Source organism: Metasolibacillus meyeri (assembly GCF_003049505.1).
Classification (GTDB): Bacteria; Bacillota; Bacilli; order Bacillales_A; family Planococcaceae; genus Metasolibacillus; species Metasolibacillus meyeri.
In genome coordinates, this window is the sequence record NZ_PYWN01000066.1 from 15,914 (window position 1) to 30,843 (window position 14,930).

General features: G+C 37.6%; 17 protein-coding genes. 7 read left to right on the forward strand and 10 right to left on the reverse strand.

Going from position 1 to position 14,930, the window contains the following annotated elements; genetic code table 11:
- Positions 1 to 4: 4 nt before the first annotated feature.
- The 4 genes from C9J34_RS10710 to C9J34_RS10725 form a co-directional block, all read right to left on the reverse strand.
- The gene (locus C9J34_RS10710; RefSeq protein WP_107839865.1) at positions 5 to 262 is read right to left on the reverse strand and encodes a YqkE family protein; all 258 of its coding nucleotides are present in this window, start codon (positions 260 to 262) and stop codon (positions 5 to 7) included.
- 9 nt (positions 263 to 271) lie between these two features.
- Positions 272 to 1,453, reverse strand: coding sequence for an acetyl-CoA C-acetyltransferase (locus C9J34_RS10715; protein ID WP_107839866.1), 1,182 nt, complete (start codon positions 1,451 to 1,453; stop codon positions 272 to 274).
- A 504-nt stretch (positions 1,454 to 1,957) separates the two neighbouring features.
- Positions 1,958 to 2,872 (reverse strand): nuclease-related domain-containing protein, encoded by a 915-nt coding sequence (locus C9J34_RS10720; protein WP_107839867.1) that lies wholly within the window; start codon positions 2,870 to 2,872, stop codon positions 1,958 to 1,960.
- Between the two features lie 133 nt (positions 2,873 to 3,005).
- Positions 3,006 to 3,224 (reverse strand): YneF family protein, encoded by a 219-nt coding sequence (locus C9J34_RS10725; RefSeq protein WP_107839868.1) that lies wholly within the window; start codon positions 3,222 to 3,224, stop codon positions 3,006 to 3,008.
- Between the two features lie 319 nt (positions 3,225 to 3,543).
- On the opposite strand from C9J34_RS10725, the gene C9J34_RS10730 reads away from it, so the two are divergent.
- The 5 genes from C9J34_RS10730 to C9J34_RS10750 all read left to right on the forward strand — a co-directional run bounded on the left by C9J34_RS10730 (position 3,544) and on the right by C9J34_RS10750 (position 6,987).
- Complete coding sequence (locus C9J34_RS10730) at positions 3,544 to 3,891, forward strand: lmo0954 family membrane protein (protein WP_107839869.1); 348 nt, start codon at positions 3,544 to 3,546, stop codon at positions 3,889 to 3,891.
- Between the two features lie 15 nt (positions 3,892 to 3,906).
- Complete coding sequence (locus C9J34_RS10735) at positions 3,907 to 4,560, forward strand: PspA/IM30 family protein (protein WP_107839870.1); 654 nt, start codon at positions 3,907 to 3,909, stop codon at positions 4,558 to 4,560.
- 102 nt (positions 4,561 to 4,662) lie between these two features.
- On the forward strand, positions 4,663 to 5,340 hold the full coding sequence (gene liaF / locus C9J34_RS10740) for a cell wall-active antibiotics response protein LiaF (RefSeq protein WP_238600624.1): 678 nt from the start codon (positions 4,663 to 4,665) through the stop codon (positions 5,338 to 5,340).
- Complete coding sequence (locus C9J34_RS10745) at positions 5,337 to 6,362, forward strand: sensor histidine kinase (RefSeq protein ID WP_107839871.1); 1,026 nt, start codon at positions 5,337 to 5,339, stop codon at positions 6,360 to 6,362. The genes liaF and C9J34_RS10745 overlap by 4 nt, the downstream gene beginning before the upstream one ends.
- Entirely contained in the window at positions 6,355 to 6,987 is a 633-nt protein-coding gene (locus C9J34_RS10750; protein ID WP_107839872.1) for a response regulator transcription factor, read from the forward strand. The genes C9J34_RS10745 and C9J34_RS10750 overlap by 8 nt, the downstream gene beginning before the upstream one ends.
- A gap of 67 nt (positions 6,988 to 7,054) precedes the next feature.
- Here the strand turns inward: C9J34_RS10750 and C9J34_RS10755 are convergent, their stop codons facing one another.
- Positions 7,055 to 8,122: an immunity 26/phosphotriesterase HocA family protein gene (locus C9J34_RS10755; protein ID WP_193768965.1), complete on the reverse strand. Its 1,068-nt coding sequence runs from the start codon at positions 8,120 to 8,122 to the stop codon at positions 7,055 to 7,057.
- A 251-nt stretch (positions 8,123 to 8,373) separates the two neighbouring features.
- On the reverse strand, positions 8,374 to 9,093 hold the full coding sequence (locus C9J34_RS10760) for a MerR family transcriptional regulator (RefSeq protein WP_107839874.1): 720 nt from the start codon (positions 9,091 to 9,093) through the stop codon (positions 8,374 to 8,376).
- Between the two features lie 177 nt (positions 9,094 to 9,270).
- Between C9J34_RS10760 and C9J34_RS10765 the strand changes: the two genes are divergently transcribed.
- On the forward strand, positions 9,271 to 9,669 hold the full coding sequence (locus tag C9J34_RS10765; protein ID WP_107839875.1) for a VOC family protein: 399 nt from the start codon (positions 9,271 to 9,273) through the stop codon (positions 9,667 to 9,669).
- Between the two features lie 466 nt (positions 9,670 to 10,135).
- Here the strand turns inward: C9J34_RS10765 and tkt are convergent, their stop codons facing one another.
- The 4 genes from tkt to yneA form a co-directional block, all read right to left on the reverse strand.
- Positions 10,136 to 12,130 (reverse strand): transketolase, encoded by a 1,995-nt coding sequence (tkt, locus tag C9J34_RS10770; protein WP_107839876.1) that lies wholly within the window; start codon positions 12,128 to 12,130, stop codon positions 10,136 to 10,138.
- A gap of 133 nt (positions 12,131 to 12,263) precedes the next feature.
- On the reverse strand, positions 12,264 to 12,500 hold the full coding sequence (locus C9J34_RS10775) for a DUF896 domain-containing protein (RefSeq protein WP_107839877.1): 237 nt from the start codon (positions 12,498 to 12,500) through the stop codon (positions 12,264 to 12,266).
- A 99-nt stretch (positions 12,501 to 12,599) separates the two neighbouring features.
- A complete protein-coding gene (locus C9J34_RS10780) occupies positions 12,600 to 13,256 on the reverse strand; it encodes a YneB family resolvase-like protein (RefSeq protein WP_107839878.1) in 657 nt (218 codons plus the stop codon).
- The gene (gene yneA, locus C9J34_RS10785) at positions 13,256 to 13,585 is read right to left on the reverse strand and encodes a cell division suppressor protein YneA (protein WP_193768966.1); all 330 of its coding nucleotides are present in this window, start codon (positions 13,583 to 13,585) and stop codon (positions 13,256 to 13,258) included. Before yneA ends, C9J34_RS10780 begins: the two co-directional genes overlap by 1 nt.
- 336 nt (positions 13,586 to 13,921) lie before the next feature.
- Between yneA and lexA the strand changes: the two genes are divergently transcribed.
- Positions 13,922 to 14,542 carry a transcriptional repressor LexA gene (gene lexA, locus C9J34_RS10790; RefSeq protein ID WP_107839879.1) on the forward strand — a complete coding sequence of 207 codons (621 nt, stop codon included), beginning with the start codon at positions 13,922 to 13,924 and terminating at the stop codon, positions 14,540 to 14,542.
- The last annotated feature ends 388 nt before the right edge of the window (positions 14,543 to 14,930 follow it).

Here is a 14,930-nt window from a genome sequence, read left to right on the forward strand (position 1 = left end):
CTCTTTAAAATTTTGAACCTTTATCACCGTACTGCTCTAGTAATTCTTCAAAGCTCATATTTTTCTCGCGTTGCTTACGCTCAAATGCAAGCTTTGCTAGTCGTTCCTCTTCAGCAGCCTGCTCTTTATCAACAAGTGCCTGCTTTGTTGCCTTTAGTTTTGCTAGCACATCACCGCCAAGCTGATCTTGCAATGTTGGCGCTTTTTCTTGTGCAAGTTTCGGCTGTGCCGATTGCTTTTGGCCTACTTTCTTTTTAGCCATTTCATTCACCTACCGTTGGATTATCGTTGCAACTCCCTGTCCGCCACCAATACATAATGTAGCAAGACCAAGTGTCGCCTCTCGTTTTTGCATTTCATATAATAATGTTACTAAAATACGCGCTCCACTAGCACCTATTGGATGCCCTAATGCAATGGCACCACCATTTACATTCAGCTTATCCTGATCAAATTGTAGCTCTCGGTCAACTGCAATAGCCTGTGCCGCAAATGCCTCATTCGCTTCAATTAAATCGATGTCCTGCAATGATTTATTAGCTTTCGCTAAAGCCTTTTGCACCGCTTTAATCGGACCGGCACCCATTATTTGTGGATCAACGCCTACACTTGCATTGGAAACGATTGTTGCCATTGGCGTCAACCCTAATTCTAATGCACGCTCCTTCGTCATTAATACAAGTGCTGCTGCACCATCATTAATACCCGAGGCATTTCCTGCCGTCACGGAACCATCCTTTTTAAATGCTGGGCGCAATGCTGCCAGCTTTTCCGCTGTCGTGTTTGCCTTGACATATTCATCATGTGCGAAAACAATTGGCTCTCCTTTGCGCTGTGGAATTTCCACAGGTACAATCTCATCTGCAAATTTGCCATCTGTTATTGCCTGTGCTGCTCTTGCTTGAGAGCGCGCGGCGAAGGCATCTTGCTCTTCACGTGTGATTTCATATTTATCACATAGGTTTTCCGCTGTAATTCCCATATGATAATCATTTTGTGCACACCATAACCCATCATGAATCATCGTATCAACAACCTTTTGATCTCCCATGCGGAAGCCTTCACGGGCATTTTTCAACACATATGGCGCTTGACTCATATTTTCAAAGCCACCCGCAACAACGATTTCCGCATCACCAAGCGCAATGGCCTGCGCCGCTAAATGCACAGCCTTCAATCCCGAGCCACACACCTTATTAATCGTCATCGCAGGCACCACATAAGGCAATCCAGCTTTTAATGCCGCTTGACGCGCTGGATTTTGCCCTAATCCCGCTGCCAGTACGTTACCCATTATAACCTCATCCACAGATTCTGGCTCAATATTCGCTCTTTTGATTGCTTCCTTTATAACAATACTGCCTAATTGCTGTGCTTGTACATCCTTTAACGTCCCCTGAAAAGCCCCTATCGCAGTACGCACGGCACTTACAATCACCACTTCATTCGTCATCCCAATTCCCCCTTCTATGTGTACACAATTATTTTACCAAATTGTGAATAGAATTTAGAGAATTATTTGTGTTTTTTGATGGGAGATATGTTTTTCTTGAGGTATTTGCGGTTTTTTTTGGGTTATCTGCGCTTTCTTATGATTTATCTGCGGTTTCCCCCAGGATATCTGCGCTTTTCTTGATTTATTTGCGATTTCCTCGCGATATCTGCGCTTTCTCTTGATTTATCTGCGCTTTCCTCGCGATATCTGCGCTTTCTCTTGGTTTATCTGCGAATTCCTCGCGATATCTGCGCTTTCTCTTGGTTTATCTGCGAATTTCTTGAGATATCTGCGAATTCTCTCGATTTATCTGCGCTTTTCTCGCGATATCTGCGCTTTCTCTCAATTTATCTGCGGTTTCCCCGCAATATCTGCGCTTTTCTTGATTTATTTGCGCTTTCCCCGCAATATCTGCGCTTTTCTTGATTTATTTGCGCTTTTCCCACGGTATCTGCGCTTTTCTCACCTATCCTCTTTAATTTTAATCAAGTATTTTCTTCCTTTGTTCTCGCCTTCAAAAGAAAAATCTAATTTTTTCAGTAAATGCCTTGCTGCATAGAGTGAAGTTATTCCTAGAAATTCTCTCAACTTCTTATTGGTAATCCACTCGCCTAACAACAAGTGATAGTCATTTAATGCTTCATATAGTAGCTTACCATCATCTTTCAAAGAGCATTTTGGACAGATGAAATCGCCATGATAAAACTTCATTTGTACTTGAAAATTGCATCGCTGACATAGCACACCTTTTCTCACCTTTGATTTATCAATATTCAATTGTGGCTTGTTTCTCACTTGCATTTGAATTAATTTATCTAGAAGATTATGAAGTTCCTCTGGGGTGCATTGCGGCTTGTATGTTGAAAGAAGTTTCCTTATGTAAAACTCCAATCCGCTACTATGAATAATGGGTTCGTTTTGAGGTAGATGACCAATAATTGTTTTCGGATGGGCAAGGACGATTACATACATAACAGGAAGTGTGGGAATAAGTTGCTGAAGCATTCTTTGGTGGCGACGCACTTGGTCGAGTGGATTTCGAAAGCCTTGCGTACTGCCATCCTCAAGTGTACGTGTAAATTGATGGCATGTTTCCTTAAAATCGATACGTCCCGCAATATTTTTTATCTCTACAATTAGAAGAAATTTCTCGCAAAGAAAGATTGTATCTATTTGATGGGAAGAAGTTTGGAAATTGTGGAGTAAAAAATAACGTTCCTTTAGTTGCATATCGTGCCAACTGCGATCAACATAGCGTTCCCCAGCTATGCCCTGCTGTAATCGTATGAGCTCGTCTTTAAACTCTGGAAAGCCTCTACGAAGGGCAGCTACTAATAAATATTCTTTCATTGAGTGTTCACGCGGTAAAGCAATCATTTTATCCCTCCTTTTATTTGTATGATCCCTCAAATTATAACAAACAATTATATTGTTAGCTGCACTTTTTCAAAGTTTCTCTTCCACAATAAAAAAAGATGCCCGAATTTCACTCGTGACATCCCTCTTCCTATTATTTACCTTGTACTTTATTCATCTGTGCCATCATTTGGCGAACTTGCTTTTCAGACGGTGTACGTCCCATTTGAGCCATCATAACACGAATCATTTGTTCATTTATCGGTGGATTTTCTTTCAAGTACTTCATCATATATTGACGCGCAAGGAAGAAGCCTAATGCCACCCCAGCAACTAAAGCAACAATAATTCCAAGAATCCATGCCCATGTCATCGTTAAACCAACCTCCTCCATTACCTATCTCATGAGAAAACTCTCCACAAAGCATTATACACTACTTTAATTATGCTTTCTATTGTTATTTATCTTAATTCAATGGATAACAAGTGTGTAATGGTCACTTTGCTGCATTGCTCCTTAGCCGTTGTTATTTTAGAGCACTAACGTCATAAAACGGATTCAAACTTTCTTCACTAAAACCAGTCCTACTCCTCCTCAGCCTCGAGACCTAGACAAAGATACATTTACAGGTCGTTATCCAAAATGTGAATTTCCTTTAACATAAAGGTATCAACAAAAGGAGGACAACAAAATGAAAAAATTTCTTTACTTTATCGGAGGCGCCATCGCCTTTATCATTGCTCTATCATTACTTGGACCGATGATTGGTTTACTATTCTCAGGTTTACTTGTCGCAGCAGGTTTACACTACTACACAAAATCGACATCGGTGTTCGGCAAAATTATGAGTGGGACAGTTGCATTAATCGGTTTCCTTACTGCCGCGTCAAATATCCCAGCATTTATCGGTTTAATTGCGATTGTTGCTTTATACTACATCGCAAAAAACTGGAAAAAAGAATCAAATATTGTTGAAGCAACAGTAAGCGATGACCCATTCACTAATTTCGAAAAAGAATGGGCAAAATTATCTAAATAAGAGGAGAGAACCAATATGACAAACTTATTCACACGTTTTAAATATCAATTACAGGCAGACTTACATGATTTCTTTGATAAAAAGGAGAGCAAAAATCCAATCTCCCTTTTAAATCAGTACATTCGTCAAGCAGAGCAACAAACGGAACAAACAGGCAAATTACTAACGCGTCAAGGTCAATTAAAAAGAGAGCTTGAAGCACAATTAAAAGAAACAGAAGCAATGCTAGCAAAACGCGAACATCAATTAAAACTTGCATCAGTTAGTGATGAAAACGATTTAATCGTCTTTGCACAAGGTGAGGTAGAGGCATATACAACACGCAAAGTTGGCTTGCTTTCTAGCATCGATGTATGCGCGGCAGAATACTTTGAATTAGAACGCAAATTTGAAACGATGAAACATAAAATTAAAGATATGAAAGTGCGCCAATTACAATTAATGGGCAAGGAAAATGTAGTACATGCACATCACCAAATGGATAAAGTTTTGCATAATCAGGATACAAGCAATTTCGAAGAATTATCAAGCTATTTCGATGATATTGCCACAAAAATTGACCATAAATATGAAGTGACAACATTTGAATCACGACTGGCTAAGCTTGAAAAAGAACAAAAATTAATTACAACTAACGAAGAACCACAAAATCATGCTATAGTAGAATAGCCATAAATGGAGAGGGTACATATCCTCTCCCTTTTATCTTGATTCAGCTGATGTATGCACATACGTTGAATCAAGGTAAAACTTTGAAAGGAGGCTACCTATATGAAACGGCTCACTACCGATCAATTTACTTTTTTCTTGCTAGGTCTAGTACTTATCATGCTGATAGAGCTCTCACTATTTCATAATGGAAATGTTTTTATCTTATTCATTGGTGGTGTTTCTCTTTATTACGGCATGAACAAACAACGTAAATTTCTATTATGGATGGGTGCTCTATTTATTCTCATCGCCCTTTTCACTTTATGGAGTTTACGACTATATTTCATTGTTCTCATTGGCTATTTGATTTATAAACAGATAACAAAAGAGGAAGTAACGATTGAAGTGACCAATCAAGGATGGACTTCCTCAACAACGAAAAATCAATTAATCGGCACTACACCTACAGCTTTAGAACCATATAAATGGGAAGATGTCTTATTAAAGCGTTTTGTCGGAGATGTCGTTGTTGATACAACGCAAACGATACTACCAGAAGGCAAATCAATTATTACCATTCAACAAGCAATTGGTAAAGTGCATATTATCGTACCTTATGAAGTATCCATCCGCTTACACTATACGACATTATACGGAGAGGCTAACTGTCTACATGAACTTCCTAAACGCTTAATAAATGAAAGCTTAAAATTTGAAGACGGGCAACCTAATGATAAGCGACTATTGGTTATTAATGTTTCAACATGGCTTGGTGATGTGGAGGTGACGCGCGCATGATTGGCTTTATTTTTCGCATTCTTGTACTTTTCACCCTTTTAGCATCAATGAGCTTTAGCTTTTTTATCTTTATTTTAGGTGAGCCATCCGAGGAAGTTTGGCGGTTTTTTATCGATGAAAAACTTGGTGATCTACCGCTTGTTTTCACTATTGTCAGCGCAATTTTTACAATGGCCTTCTTCATTAGTCTATGGATGTCCGCTTTAACAAAAACGCGTGAAATCTCCACAACTCGCACTATTAATAAATTGGTTGACCCAGAATTTAAACCGTTGAAAAAGCGCGGCGTCTCCCGCTCAATGAAAAAAGCAATCAATGAGGCAGGTGCTTTAATCGAATCACAACGAGCTGCGCTACAACGTTTATCAAATGAAAAAGCAGAAACAAATGACAAAATTGTCCAAGAAAGATTAATAGAAGAACGTCAGCGTTTAGCTCGCGAATTACATGACTCTGTATCACAACAGCTTTTTGCGGCGTCCATGCTGCTCTCTGCGTTAACAGAACAAGAGGACAATCCGCAATCGAAGCGACAGCTTGAGCAAGTCGAAAAAATCGTTCAGCAAACACAGCTTGAAATGCGCGCACTGCTTTTACATTTACGTCCTGTTGCACTACGCAATAAAACATTAGCAGAGGGATTAAATGATTTAATTCAAGAGTTGCAGCAAAAGGTTTACTTTCATATTGAGTATCAATTAGAGGAAATCGACCTAACAAAAGCAGAAGAAGACCACCTTTTCCGTATTGCACAAGAGGCACTTTCCAATACATTACGCCATGCGAAAGCCACTGTTGTCGAGTTACTTCTCATTGCTCGAGATGATTTTGCCATTTTGCGCATTCAAGATAACGGTAGAGGCTTTGAAAATCAGTCAGATAAAAGCACCTCATATGGCTTAAAGAATATTGCCGAGCGTGCTGTTGAAATTGGCTGTCTTTATAAAATTGTCTCTGTCCCAAATGAAGGAACAATTGTTGAAGTAAAAGTTCCTAGAAAGAAAGGTGAACAACTTGATTAAAGTACTGCTTGTAGATGATCATGAAATGGTGCGCATCGGCGTAGCCGCCTATCTTTCTGCACAGCCTGATATTGAAGTGATTGGTGAAGCAGAAAATGGTGTAGAGGCAATTGAAAAAGCACTGGCTTTGCGCCCTGATTTAATTTTGATGGATAATGTCATGCCTATTATGACTGGAGCAGAGGCAACTGAAAAAATTTTAAAGGAATGGCCATCCGCAAAAGTGATGATGGTCACAAGCTTTTTAGATGATGATAAAGTATATCCAGCACTAGAAGCAGGTGCAGTCAGCTATATTTTAAAAACATCTAACGCCAAACAAATCGCAGATGCCATCCGCAAAACATTTAATGGTGAAACAGTTTTAGAGCCTGAAGTGACAACAAAAATGATTTCTCGCATGCGCGGTGGCACGACGGCTCCATTGTATGAAAGCTTAACAGAGCGCGAAATGGAAGTGTTACTTTTAATGGCACAAGGCAAAGCAAACCAAGAAATTGCAGACGAATTATTTATTGCATTAAAAACGGTGAAAACCCATGTTAGTAATATTTTAAGCAAATTAGATGTGCAAGACCGAACACAAGCCGTCGTTTACGCATTTCAAAATGGTTTAGCGAAATAATAAGTCATGGTGCTATATTGTACATAGCGCCATGACTATTTAAATTGGCATCTTGATGAGTTTCACTTTACTTTTTAGGCTGGACATAATCTAAATATTGCGCCTTCGTTAAACCGTTACAGCGCTCATTAAACGTATCAAAATCAAGTCTTTCCATACTAAAAAACTCAAATGCTGCCTCATAATTTTCCTGATTAAAAGGAATATGATTAAATGTTACACCATAGCTTACGCCATGATTTAAATTGTATTGTATCGGAGCACCATACCGCTCAGGGCTACCTCCTTTTGAAACTGTTGCTAACCCCCAGCTAATTCGTGAGGAATTATCTTCAAAAGAGAGAGACGGGCCAAATCCAAATGGCAATTCTATATCCTCTTCTGTTAATTGCTTGTTTCCGACAAATGCATATTGCCCTCGCATAAATTGATCATCCATCACAATTTGGCAACCTTCATAAAACGGTAAATTTGCTATTTCTTCTAGCGCTAAGTCCTTATCTGTTTCTATATGATAAACGCGTACAAAGAGAGGAACAGTCATCAAATCGTGCCAAATACTTTCTTTCGCAAACATGCCCTCTTTTCTCATTTTCGTCACATCGCCAATAACAACAACATAACCATGTGTCGTCATCGAGCGCTCAACTTTAAAAACATCCCCTACTTTTATTTTATGTCGCTTCAGCTTTGTAAAGAGCTGTTCTAGCTTGTTTTGATAAGTATGTGGTGGAGATGTCATGAATTGTGTTAAATGTTCTTCAACTTGTGCTAAATTCCCTGCATCAAAACCAGGAATTGGTAACGATCTTTTCGTTTCAACATGCTCTAAATCGATATAACCTTTATTATTGTATACACCGTATTTAAATAGCAGCGTTCCATCATAACGGCTATATAAACTAGGATATGTTAGCTTTTTTTCTTTACCACGAGCCGTTTTCGGTAAAATATATTGTCTAGCACGCGTAGCAATCGAAATATCCTTTTCCAAATAGGAGCTTTCAGTTTGATCAATGCGCTTTACAATGGTGTCACCATCAAAATAAATTGTACATTCATCAGTTAATTTCACTAAATCCCACGATTCCTGAATCGGCTGTAGCTTAAAAAATTGTCGCTTGTCGTTTGTCATCCACATAAAATCACCTCGTATAATTAATTAGAACTTTATTAACGTTAAATACATGACTTTTACTCATAAAAAACTTGGTATATAGTTCAGCGAAATATTGGGTGCATTATAAGAAAGTTAAACTGGTCTAACGAACAAAGAATAGGATGAAACATCTCATGACACTCTAGAAAAATATTCCTTATTTTAACTTACACTACAACGAGATACTTGGATGAAAGAAACCTTCTACTTTTAAATTTATTGATGGATTATAGCTCTTGTTGTTCCTTATTTGATACAATCTCCAAAAGATTTTGTAAAGAAGCGATACCTTGAATTTGCTGAACAAGTGCATCATCAATGTATTGGAGAGATTGAATAGCCATCTCCTTAGTACGAATAATATTATTTTTATCAATATCCGCTAATACCTGACGAACAATATCCAAAGAGTAAACGACCCTTTGAATCGTCCGAATAATAAACACTCTTCTAATATCAATTGGGCTATAAATACGAAATCCACTCTCTTTGTGACGTTCAGGTTTAATTAACCCTTCCTTTTCCCAATGTCGAATTGATGAAGTAGAGACATTCGCTTCTTTTGCTACTTCTCCAATTGTGAAATAATCTTTATCATGGTACTTTTTCACATCAGAAAACTCGGTAAAGTCTTGAGAATCAAGTATTTTCACTGTTTTTTGTACAGTTTCCTTTTCGATATATAAATCAACTTGTGCTTTGTTAATTAGCCATAAGGCATCGTGTATTTTCTGATTTATAATGAGTGGCATAACCTTTTTAGCTAAATCCATCCCAAATCCAGCATTCAATGCACGTATACATCGAAAATATGCCTCATGCTCCTTTGTATAGATACGGTATCCATTTTTTGCTCTCTCAACTTTTGGAACAAGTCCCCATGCTTCATAATGCCTTAATGCACTTGTGCTTACATTCAATTTCTTTGCTATCTCAATACCGTTCATTACACTCTCCTTATAAATCATACTTAAAGTAGTAGACAGCTTTTTTTATAAAAAATCTGAATTGACTATATTCATAATAACAAAACCTTATCATTTGCACTAATGTTGTACTATAAAATTGTAAGGTAAAATCGAAAATATCCTTACAGAAAAAACAATTTAAAGGGGCGAATAACTATGCAAAATCAAACAATCATACCCTATTTTATGGTACTAAATGGGCGACAATTTATTGAATTTACTAAGCAGGTTTTTCAAGCAGAAGTAATAAAAATTGATAAGTTAGAAGGCACAGAGAACATAACTCATGCAGAAATGAAAATAGAAAACAGCATTATTTACTTTGCCGATACATCTGCAGATGGACGTTGTGGCCCCGAAGTATGTGGGGAGTTAAATATGGATGGACTTGTTCCTATTCAAATGTACATTCATGTTGAAAATGTAACTACAACTTACAAAAATGCAATTGCAGCAGGGGCAATCTCTCTAATGGAACCATCGAAGAAAACTGGGAATATGGCTGGTTTTGTTGATCCATTCAAAAACCTTTGGTGGGTTCAGACAAAGGAATAACGCAATAATAAAAACAATTAGGTTTATTGGCAAAGCTTAAATGACTTGAATACACAACAGCCGCAAACTTCAACTTATATTAACTAATGTCGAACATAAAACTATCTTTGACATTAAGCCTAACGATAACAGAGCAACTGGTATACAATAGCTTTCAGGAATTGCCGATGAGACTGGGCATAACTAAATTGCATCTGCGAAAAGTTGAATGATGTTTTACTAAATATCCTGTAATAAAGAGAGAAAGCCGAACTATTTAAGAAACAATTATGAAATGTTCCTTAAAAGTTCGGCTTTTTGACTGGCTAAAATACTTTTGTCCTAGCCTTAACAATGAATATATGGAAGCCTGACAAAGGCGCAATCCATAAGGGTACTTTTCAAGCCTTTTTCCACCACAAAATCCTAAATAAAATAAGGCTTCTCTAATCATGACATTAGAGAAACCTTATATTTTATGAAAAACTTATAGTGCTTTTACTTTATTTACTACATTATCAACAGTAAAGCCAAATTTTTCGATTATTAAATCACCCGGTGCTGATGCGCCAAATGTATCAATACCTAATACATCACCATCTAAGCCAACATATTTATACCAACTTTGTGTAGTACCCATTTCGATTGCTAAACGCTTTGTAACAGCCTTCGGTAATACAGATTCTTTATATTCTGCATCTTGTTGATCAAATGCAAATGTTGATGGCATTGATACAACCGATACATCAATTCCTTCAGTAAGTAATGCTTTTTGCGCCTCAACTGCTAAGGCAACTTCAGAACCAGCAGCAATTAAAATTGCATCTGCTGTTGCTTTTGTTGCTGCTGAAATCACATAACCACCACGAGCTACACCATTAGCAGCTAATTCTGCTGTCGTGTCTAACACTGGTAAATTTTGACGTGATAACACTAAAGCTGTTGGCGTGCTTGGTGATAAGATTGCTTGTTTCCAAGCTTCTGCTGATTCATTCGCATCAGCAGGTCGAATCACGTTTAAATTCGGCATTGCACGCAATGAAGCTAAGTGTTCAACTGGTTCATGTGTTGGGCCATCTTCCCCAACAGCAATTGAGTCATGTGTGAATACGTATGTTACTGGTAAACCCATTAATGCAGATAAACGCACTGCTGGACGAACATAGTCAGAGAAGACGAAGAATGTTGCACCAAATACGTGTAAACCGCCATGTAGAGCCATACCATTTAAAGCTGCGCCCATTGCAAATTCACGTACACCGAACCAAATATTGCGACCTGCGTAATTTTCTACTGAAAAATCGCCCGCACCTTTAATTGTTGTTTTATTTGAACTTGCTAAGTCAGCACTGCCGCCAAAGAATGATGGTAATTTCTTTGCTAATGCATTAATTACATCACCAGAAGATGAACGTGTTGCTACCGATTTGCCTGCTTCATAAACAGGTACTTCAGCTGCAAAATCTGCTGGTAAGTCGCCTTCCATCGCATTTTCGAACTCTGCCGCTAACTCTGGGTATTCAGCTCGGTAAGCTTCAAATTGCTTATTCCAAGCTTGTTCTGCTGCTACACCTTGGCGCTCAGCTGCTTCTTTAAATGTTTCATACACTTCTTGTGGAATGCTGAATGGCTCATGCTCCCAGCCATAATGTGTTTTTGTTAATGCTGTTTCGTCTGTACCAAGCGGTGCACCGTGTGAATCTGATTTACCAGATTTATTTGGTGAACCGTAGCCGATTACTGTTTTTACTTCGATTAAAGTTGGCTTGCCTTTTAGTTGCTTCGCCTCTTCGATTTTAGTGCTCAATGCTGTTACATCGTTTCCATCGTCTACGCGTAAATAGTTCCAGCCATATGACTCAAAGCGTTTTTGAACGTTTTCGGAAAATGACATGCCTAATTCGCCATCTAATGAAATATCATTGCTATCGTAAAGCACGATTAATTTTTCTAATTGTAAGTGACCTGCTAATGAAATTGCCTCAGCAGCTACTCCTTCCATTAAATCGCCATCACCACATAAAGCATATGTGTAATGGTCTACAACCGTATGTCCATCTTTATTATATTTAGCTGCAAGATGTGCTTCAGCCATCGCCATACCAACAGTCATAGCGATACCTTGTCCAAGTGGACCAGTTGTTGCTTCAACGCCTGCAGTATGACCATACTCTGGGTGACCTGGCGTTAATGAACCCCATTGACGGAAGTTTTTAATTTCTTCCATCGGTAAATCATAACCACCTAAATGTAATAAGCTATAAAGTAGCATAGAGCCATGACCAGCAGATAACACAAAGCGGTCACGGTTATACCAATTTGGATTTTGTGGATTATGGCGTAAATGCTTTGTCCATAGCGTATAAGCCATTGGAGCTGCCCCCATTGGTAAGCCAGGGTGGCCAGAATTTGCTTTTTCAATTGCATCAATTGACAATGTACGGATTGCATTAATTGCAAGTTGATCCGGAGTTTGAGTCATTTTTGACATCCTTTCTCGTGCTATATAGTCTACTTTTATAGTGTAGTCAAGAATGTTAAAGAAAACAATGGTTAGTAGGTGTTTTCTTTGAAATTCATCATACTAAATGCTAAATGTGTCACATTGTATAAAATTAGTTTGGAAAATCCCTCTGTTTTTTTATATTTTTTATTTTATCTGGTGTAACATCATTGCCTTCAGGATCAACAATTTTCACATGTTCAATCGTATCACGCATCGTTGTACGGAATGTGTCTAAATACTCTTTACGAAGTGCTGTACGTTCCTTTGCTTCCGCCTCAGTTAATGTACCTTCCTTCGCTTTTTTTGATAATGCATTAATTCGAGCTAATTTTTGTTTTGATAGCATATTTTTCTCACCTTTCTAAAACTCCATAATACAAAGGTATGAGAAAAAAACGTAAAGCGCAAGTGATTTATCTTGTACTTTACATTTCGAAAAAACGGCTTATATACTATTTTCTTTCTGATATTCTTTAAAGCGACGATGAACGGTTGCTTTACTAACATCAAATCCTAGACCTCTTAATGTCGAAGCGATTTCTTCGAAGGTGAAACCTTTCGCACGAAGCTTTAAAATTTCTTCGATTGGCACGTCAATTCGTTCGCGTCCCTCCACATTGCCTCGATTTTTTAAATTGTTTTCTGGTCGATAGCCATTATTTACTGCTCGTCGCATTCCTCGCCTTATTTTAGCATTATGAAGCTTGCGTTGATACTCCTCTACTATCGCCAAAATTTCTAAAAGCATTGTATCCATTTCATTTAAGGATAGTGGACCCGCATCATTCAAAGATATGACAGATGCTCCCTGTTTTTGTAAAAGGTGCAATACAGCTACGCGTGCATTGCCACGCCCTAATCGCGTTTCATCTTGTACAAATAAAGTTTTAACATCATTTGCTTTGATATAGTCTAGCATGTCTAATAATCCTTCACGTTCCACATCAAAGCCACTCTGTTGGTCCTCAAATATTTCTACTACATTAAAGTGTAAATTGTTAGCATATGCTTTTAGTTCTTCTTTTTGCCTTGTTAAAGATGTATATTGAGTTGATTTTTCAGTGCTTACCCTTGCATATATAACCGCTGCTTGCCTAGTCATTAGTGTCTGTTAGCCACTTCACGCGAATGGCTACCCTCTTTCATTTGATATGCCGCGATAGAGCGTTTTTCGACTGGAACTAACAACTGTTGTCCGCTAACTAATTTTTCATTAGGAAGATAATTTGTTGTTTTCACAAAGCCAATCCATTGTTCTGTCGACATTTTACCTCGATACTGATCAGCTAAAGACCATAGTGTATCTCCATGAGTAATGATGATTTCTTCATATTGTTCAATATTTTCATCTGTTATAACTAATACTGAAATAACAAACACAGTAAATGTAACAAAAACTGCAATGTAACTATTTTTTTTCAACCAATTCATACTTAACGCCCCCTGGAATAGAATGTTCGTTCGGAATGTATGTTCTCATAATAAGACGAACAAACGTTTTTGTCAACAATTATTTTCGAACTAACGTTTGCATTTTATTTCCTCTTTTGTTATACTTAAAAATAAGAAAATTTGTTCTACCAATTATGTCTCAATGTGATTGCATCCGTATTTTGTATCAGCTGAAAAATAAGAATCTTTTGTGAGAGGCTTTATCCTAAGTTCAGCAAACTTTTATACATGTGTTGAACAAGACTAAATATAATTCCATTCTATCGCTTATAAAAATGGGGCATTTTACTAATAAAATTAAAAGAGGTGAATGAGTTGACAAAAGTATCAAAACGCCAAGAAGCAATTTTAGCTTTTATTAAAGAAGAGGTTAGATCAAAAGGTTATCCACCGTCAGTTCGTGAAATCGGAGAAGCGGTCGGTTTGGCATCTAGTTCTACTGTACATGGACATTTAGCTCGCTTAGAAAGTAAGGGACTTATTCGACGAGATCCAACCAAACCACGCGCTATTGAAATTTTAGATGATAGCGATAACGATGTAGAGCAACAAGGGGTTATTCATGTTCCCTTAATTGGAAAAGTAACAGCCGGTCTTCCGATTTCAGCTATCGAAAACATTGAAGAATACTTCCCACTGCCGAACACATATGGCTCTGCAGAGGATCAAATATTTATGCTTGAGATTATGGGCGAATCTATGATCGAAGCAGGTATATTGGATGGGGACTATGTTATCGTCAAACAAAAAGCAACAGCGAACAATGGAGACATTGTTGTTGCCATGACAGAAGATAATGAAGCAACTGTAAAACGCTTTTATAAAGAAAAAACACATGTCCGTTTACAACCTGAAAACTCTTCAATGGATCCAATTTTAGTGAATCATGTGACGATTTTAGGTCAAGTAGTCGGTCTATATCGTAAAATACAATAAGAAAAAGCGGAGCTACCAAAACAGGTGGCTCCGCTTTTTAGCTAGCATAACTTTCCATTCGTTTATTTGTGGAGAAAATCGAGGAATTATAGAAGAAATGAAATTTTGAATTGAGTATGTGTACTCAAGAAAGCATGCTATAGAGGTATTAGTGTTAGCTTACACTTCAAATAAAAAATTGTGAATGTTTGTAAATCGCCTATATTTTCTTCAAAACACCGTATTTTGGTAAATTACAGCACTATTTTTATAGATTTTTGCATAAAATAGCGCTATTTACATGAAATTTATAGTTTTCTTGAATATCTTCGGTTTCTTATGGTTTATCTGCGGCTTTCTCGAGATATCTGCGCTTTTTCATGATTTATCTGCGGTTTCCCTAAGATAT

What these genes read in the sequence shown, in the direction of transcription:
- liaF (WP_238600624.1), top strand. Translation starts at nt 4,663, where the DNA reads ATGAAACGGCTCACTACCGATCAATTTACTTTTTTCTTGCTAGGTCTA.
- C9J34_RS10730 (WP_107839869.1), top strand. Translation starts at nt 3,544, where the DNA reads ATGAAAAAATTTCTTTACTTTATCGGAGGCGCCATCGCCTTTATCATT.
- C9J34_RS10715 (WP_107839866.1), bottom strand. Translation starts at nt 1,453, where the DNA reads ATGACGAATGAAGTGGTGATTGTAAGTGCCGTGCGTACTGCGATAGGG.
- C9J34_RS10765 (WP_107839875.1), top strand. Translation starts at nt 9,271, where the DNA reads ATGCAAAATCAAACAATCATACCCTATTTTATGGTACTAAATGGGCGA.
- C9J34_RS10745 (WP_107839871.1), top strand. Translation starts at nt 5,337, where the DNA reads ATGATTGGCTTTATTTTTCGCATTCTTGTACTTTTCACCCTTTTAGCA.
- C9J34_RS10755 (WP_193768965.1), bottom strand. Translation starts at nt 8,122, where the DNA reads ATGACAAACGACAAGCGACAATTTTTTAAGCTACAGCCGATTCAGGAA.
- C9J34_RS10760 (WP_107839874.1), bottom strand. Translation starts at nt 9,093, where the DNA reads ATGAACGGTATTGAGATAGCAAAGAAATTGAATGTAAGCACAAGTGCA.
- tkt (WP_107839876.1), bottom strand. Translation starts at nt 12,130, where the DNA reads ATGACTCAAACTCCGGATCAACTTGCAATTAATGCAATCCGTACATTG.
- C9J34_RS10725 (WP_107839868.1), bottom strand. Translation starts at nt 3,224, where the DNA reads ATGACATGGGCATGGATTCTTGGAATTATTGTTGCTTTAGTTGCTGGG.
- C9J34_RS10720 (WP_107839867.1), bottom strand. Translation starts at nt 2,872, where the DNA reads ATGATTGCTTTACCGCGTGAACACTCAATGAAAGAATATTTATTAGTA.
- C9J34_RS10775 (WP_107839877.1), bottom strand. Translation starts at nt 12,500, where the DNA reads ATGCTATCAAAACAAAAATTAGCTCGAATTAATGCATTATCAAAAAAA.
- C9J34_RS10780 (WP_107839878.1), bottom strand. Translation starts at nt 13,256, where the DNA reads ATGACTAGGCAAGCAGCGGTTATATATGCAAGGGTAAGCACTGAAAAA.
- C9J34_RS10710 (WP_107839865.1), bottom strand. Translation starts at nt 262, where the DNA reads ATGGCTAAAAAGAAAGTAGGCCAAAAGCAATCGGCACAGCCGAAACTT.
- C9J34_RS10735 (WP_107839870.1), top strand. Translation starts at nt 3,907, where the DNA reads ATGACAAACTTATTCACACGTTTTAAATATCAATTACAGGCAGACTTA.
- yneA (WP_193768966.1), bottom strand. Translation starts at nt 13,585, where the DNA reads ATGAATTGGTTGAAAAAAAATAGTTACATTGCAGTTTTTGTTACATTT.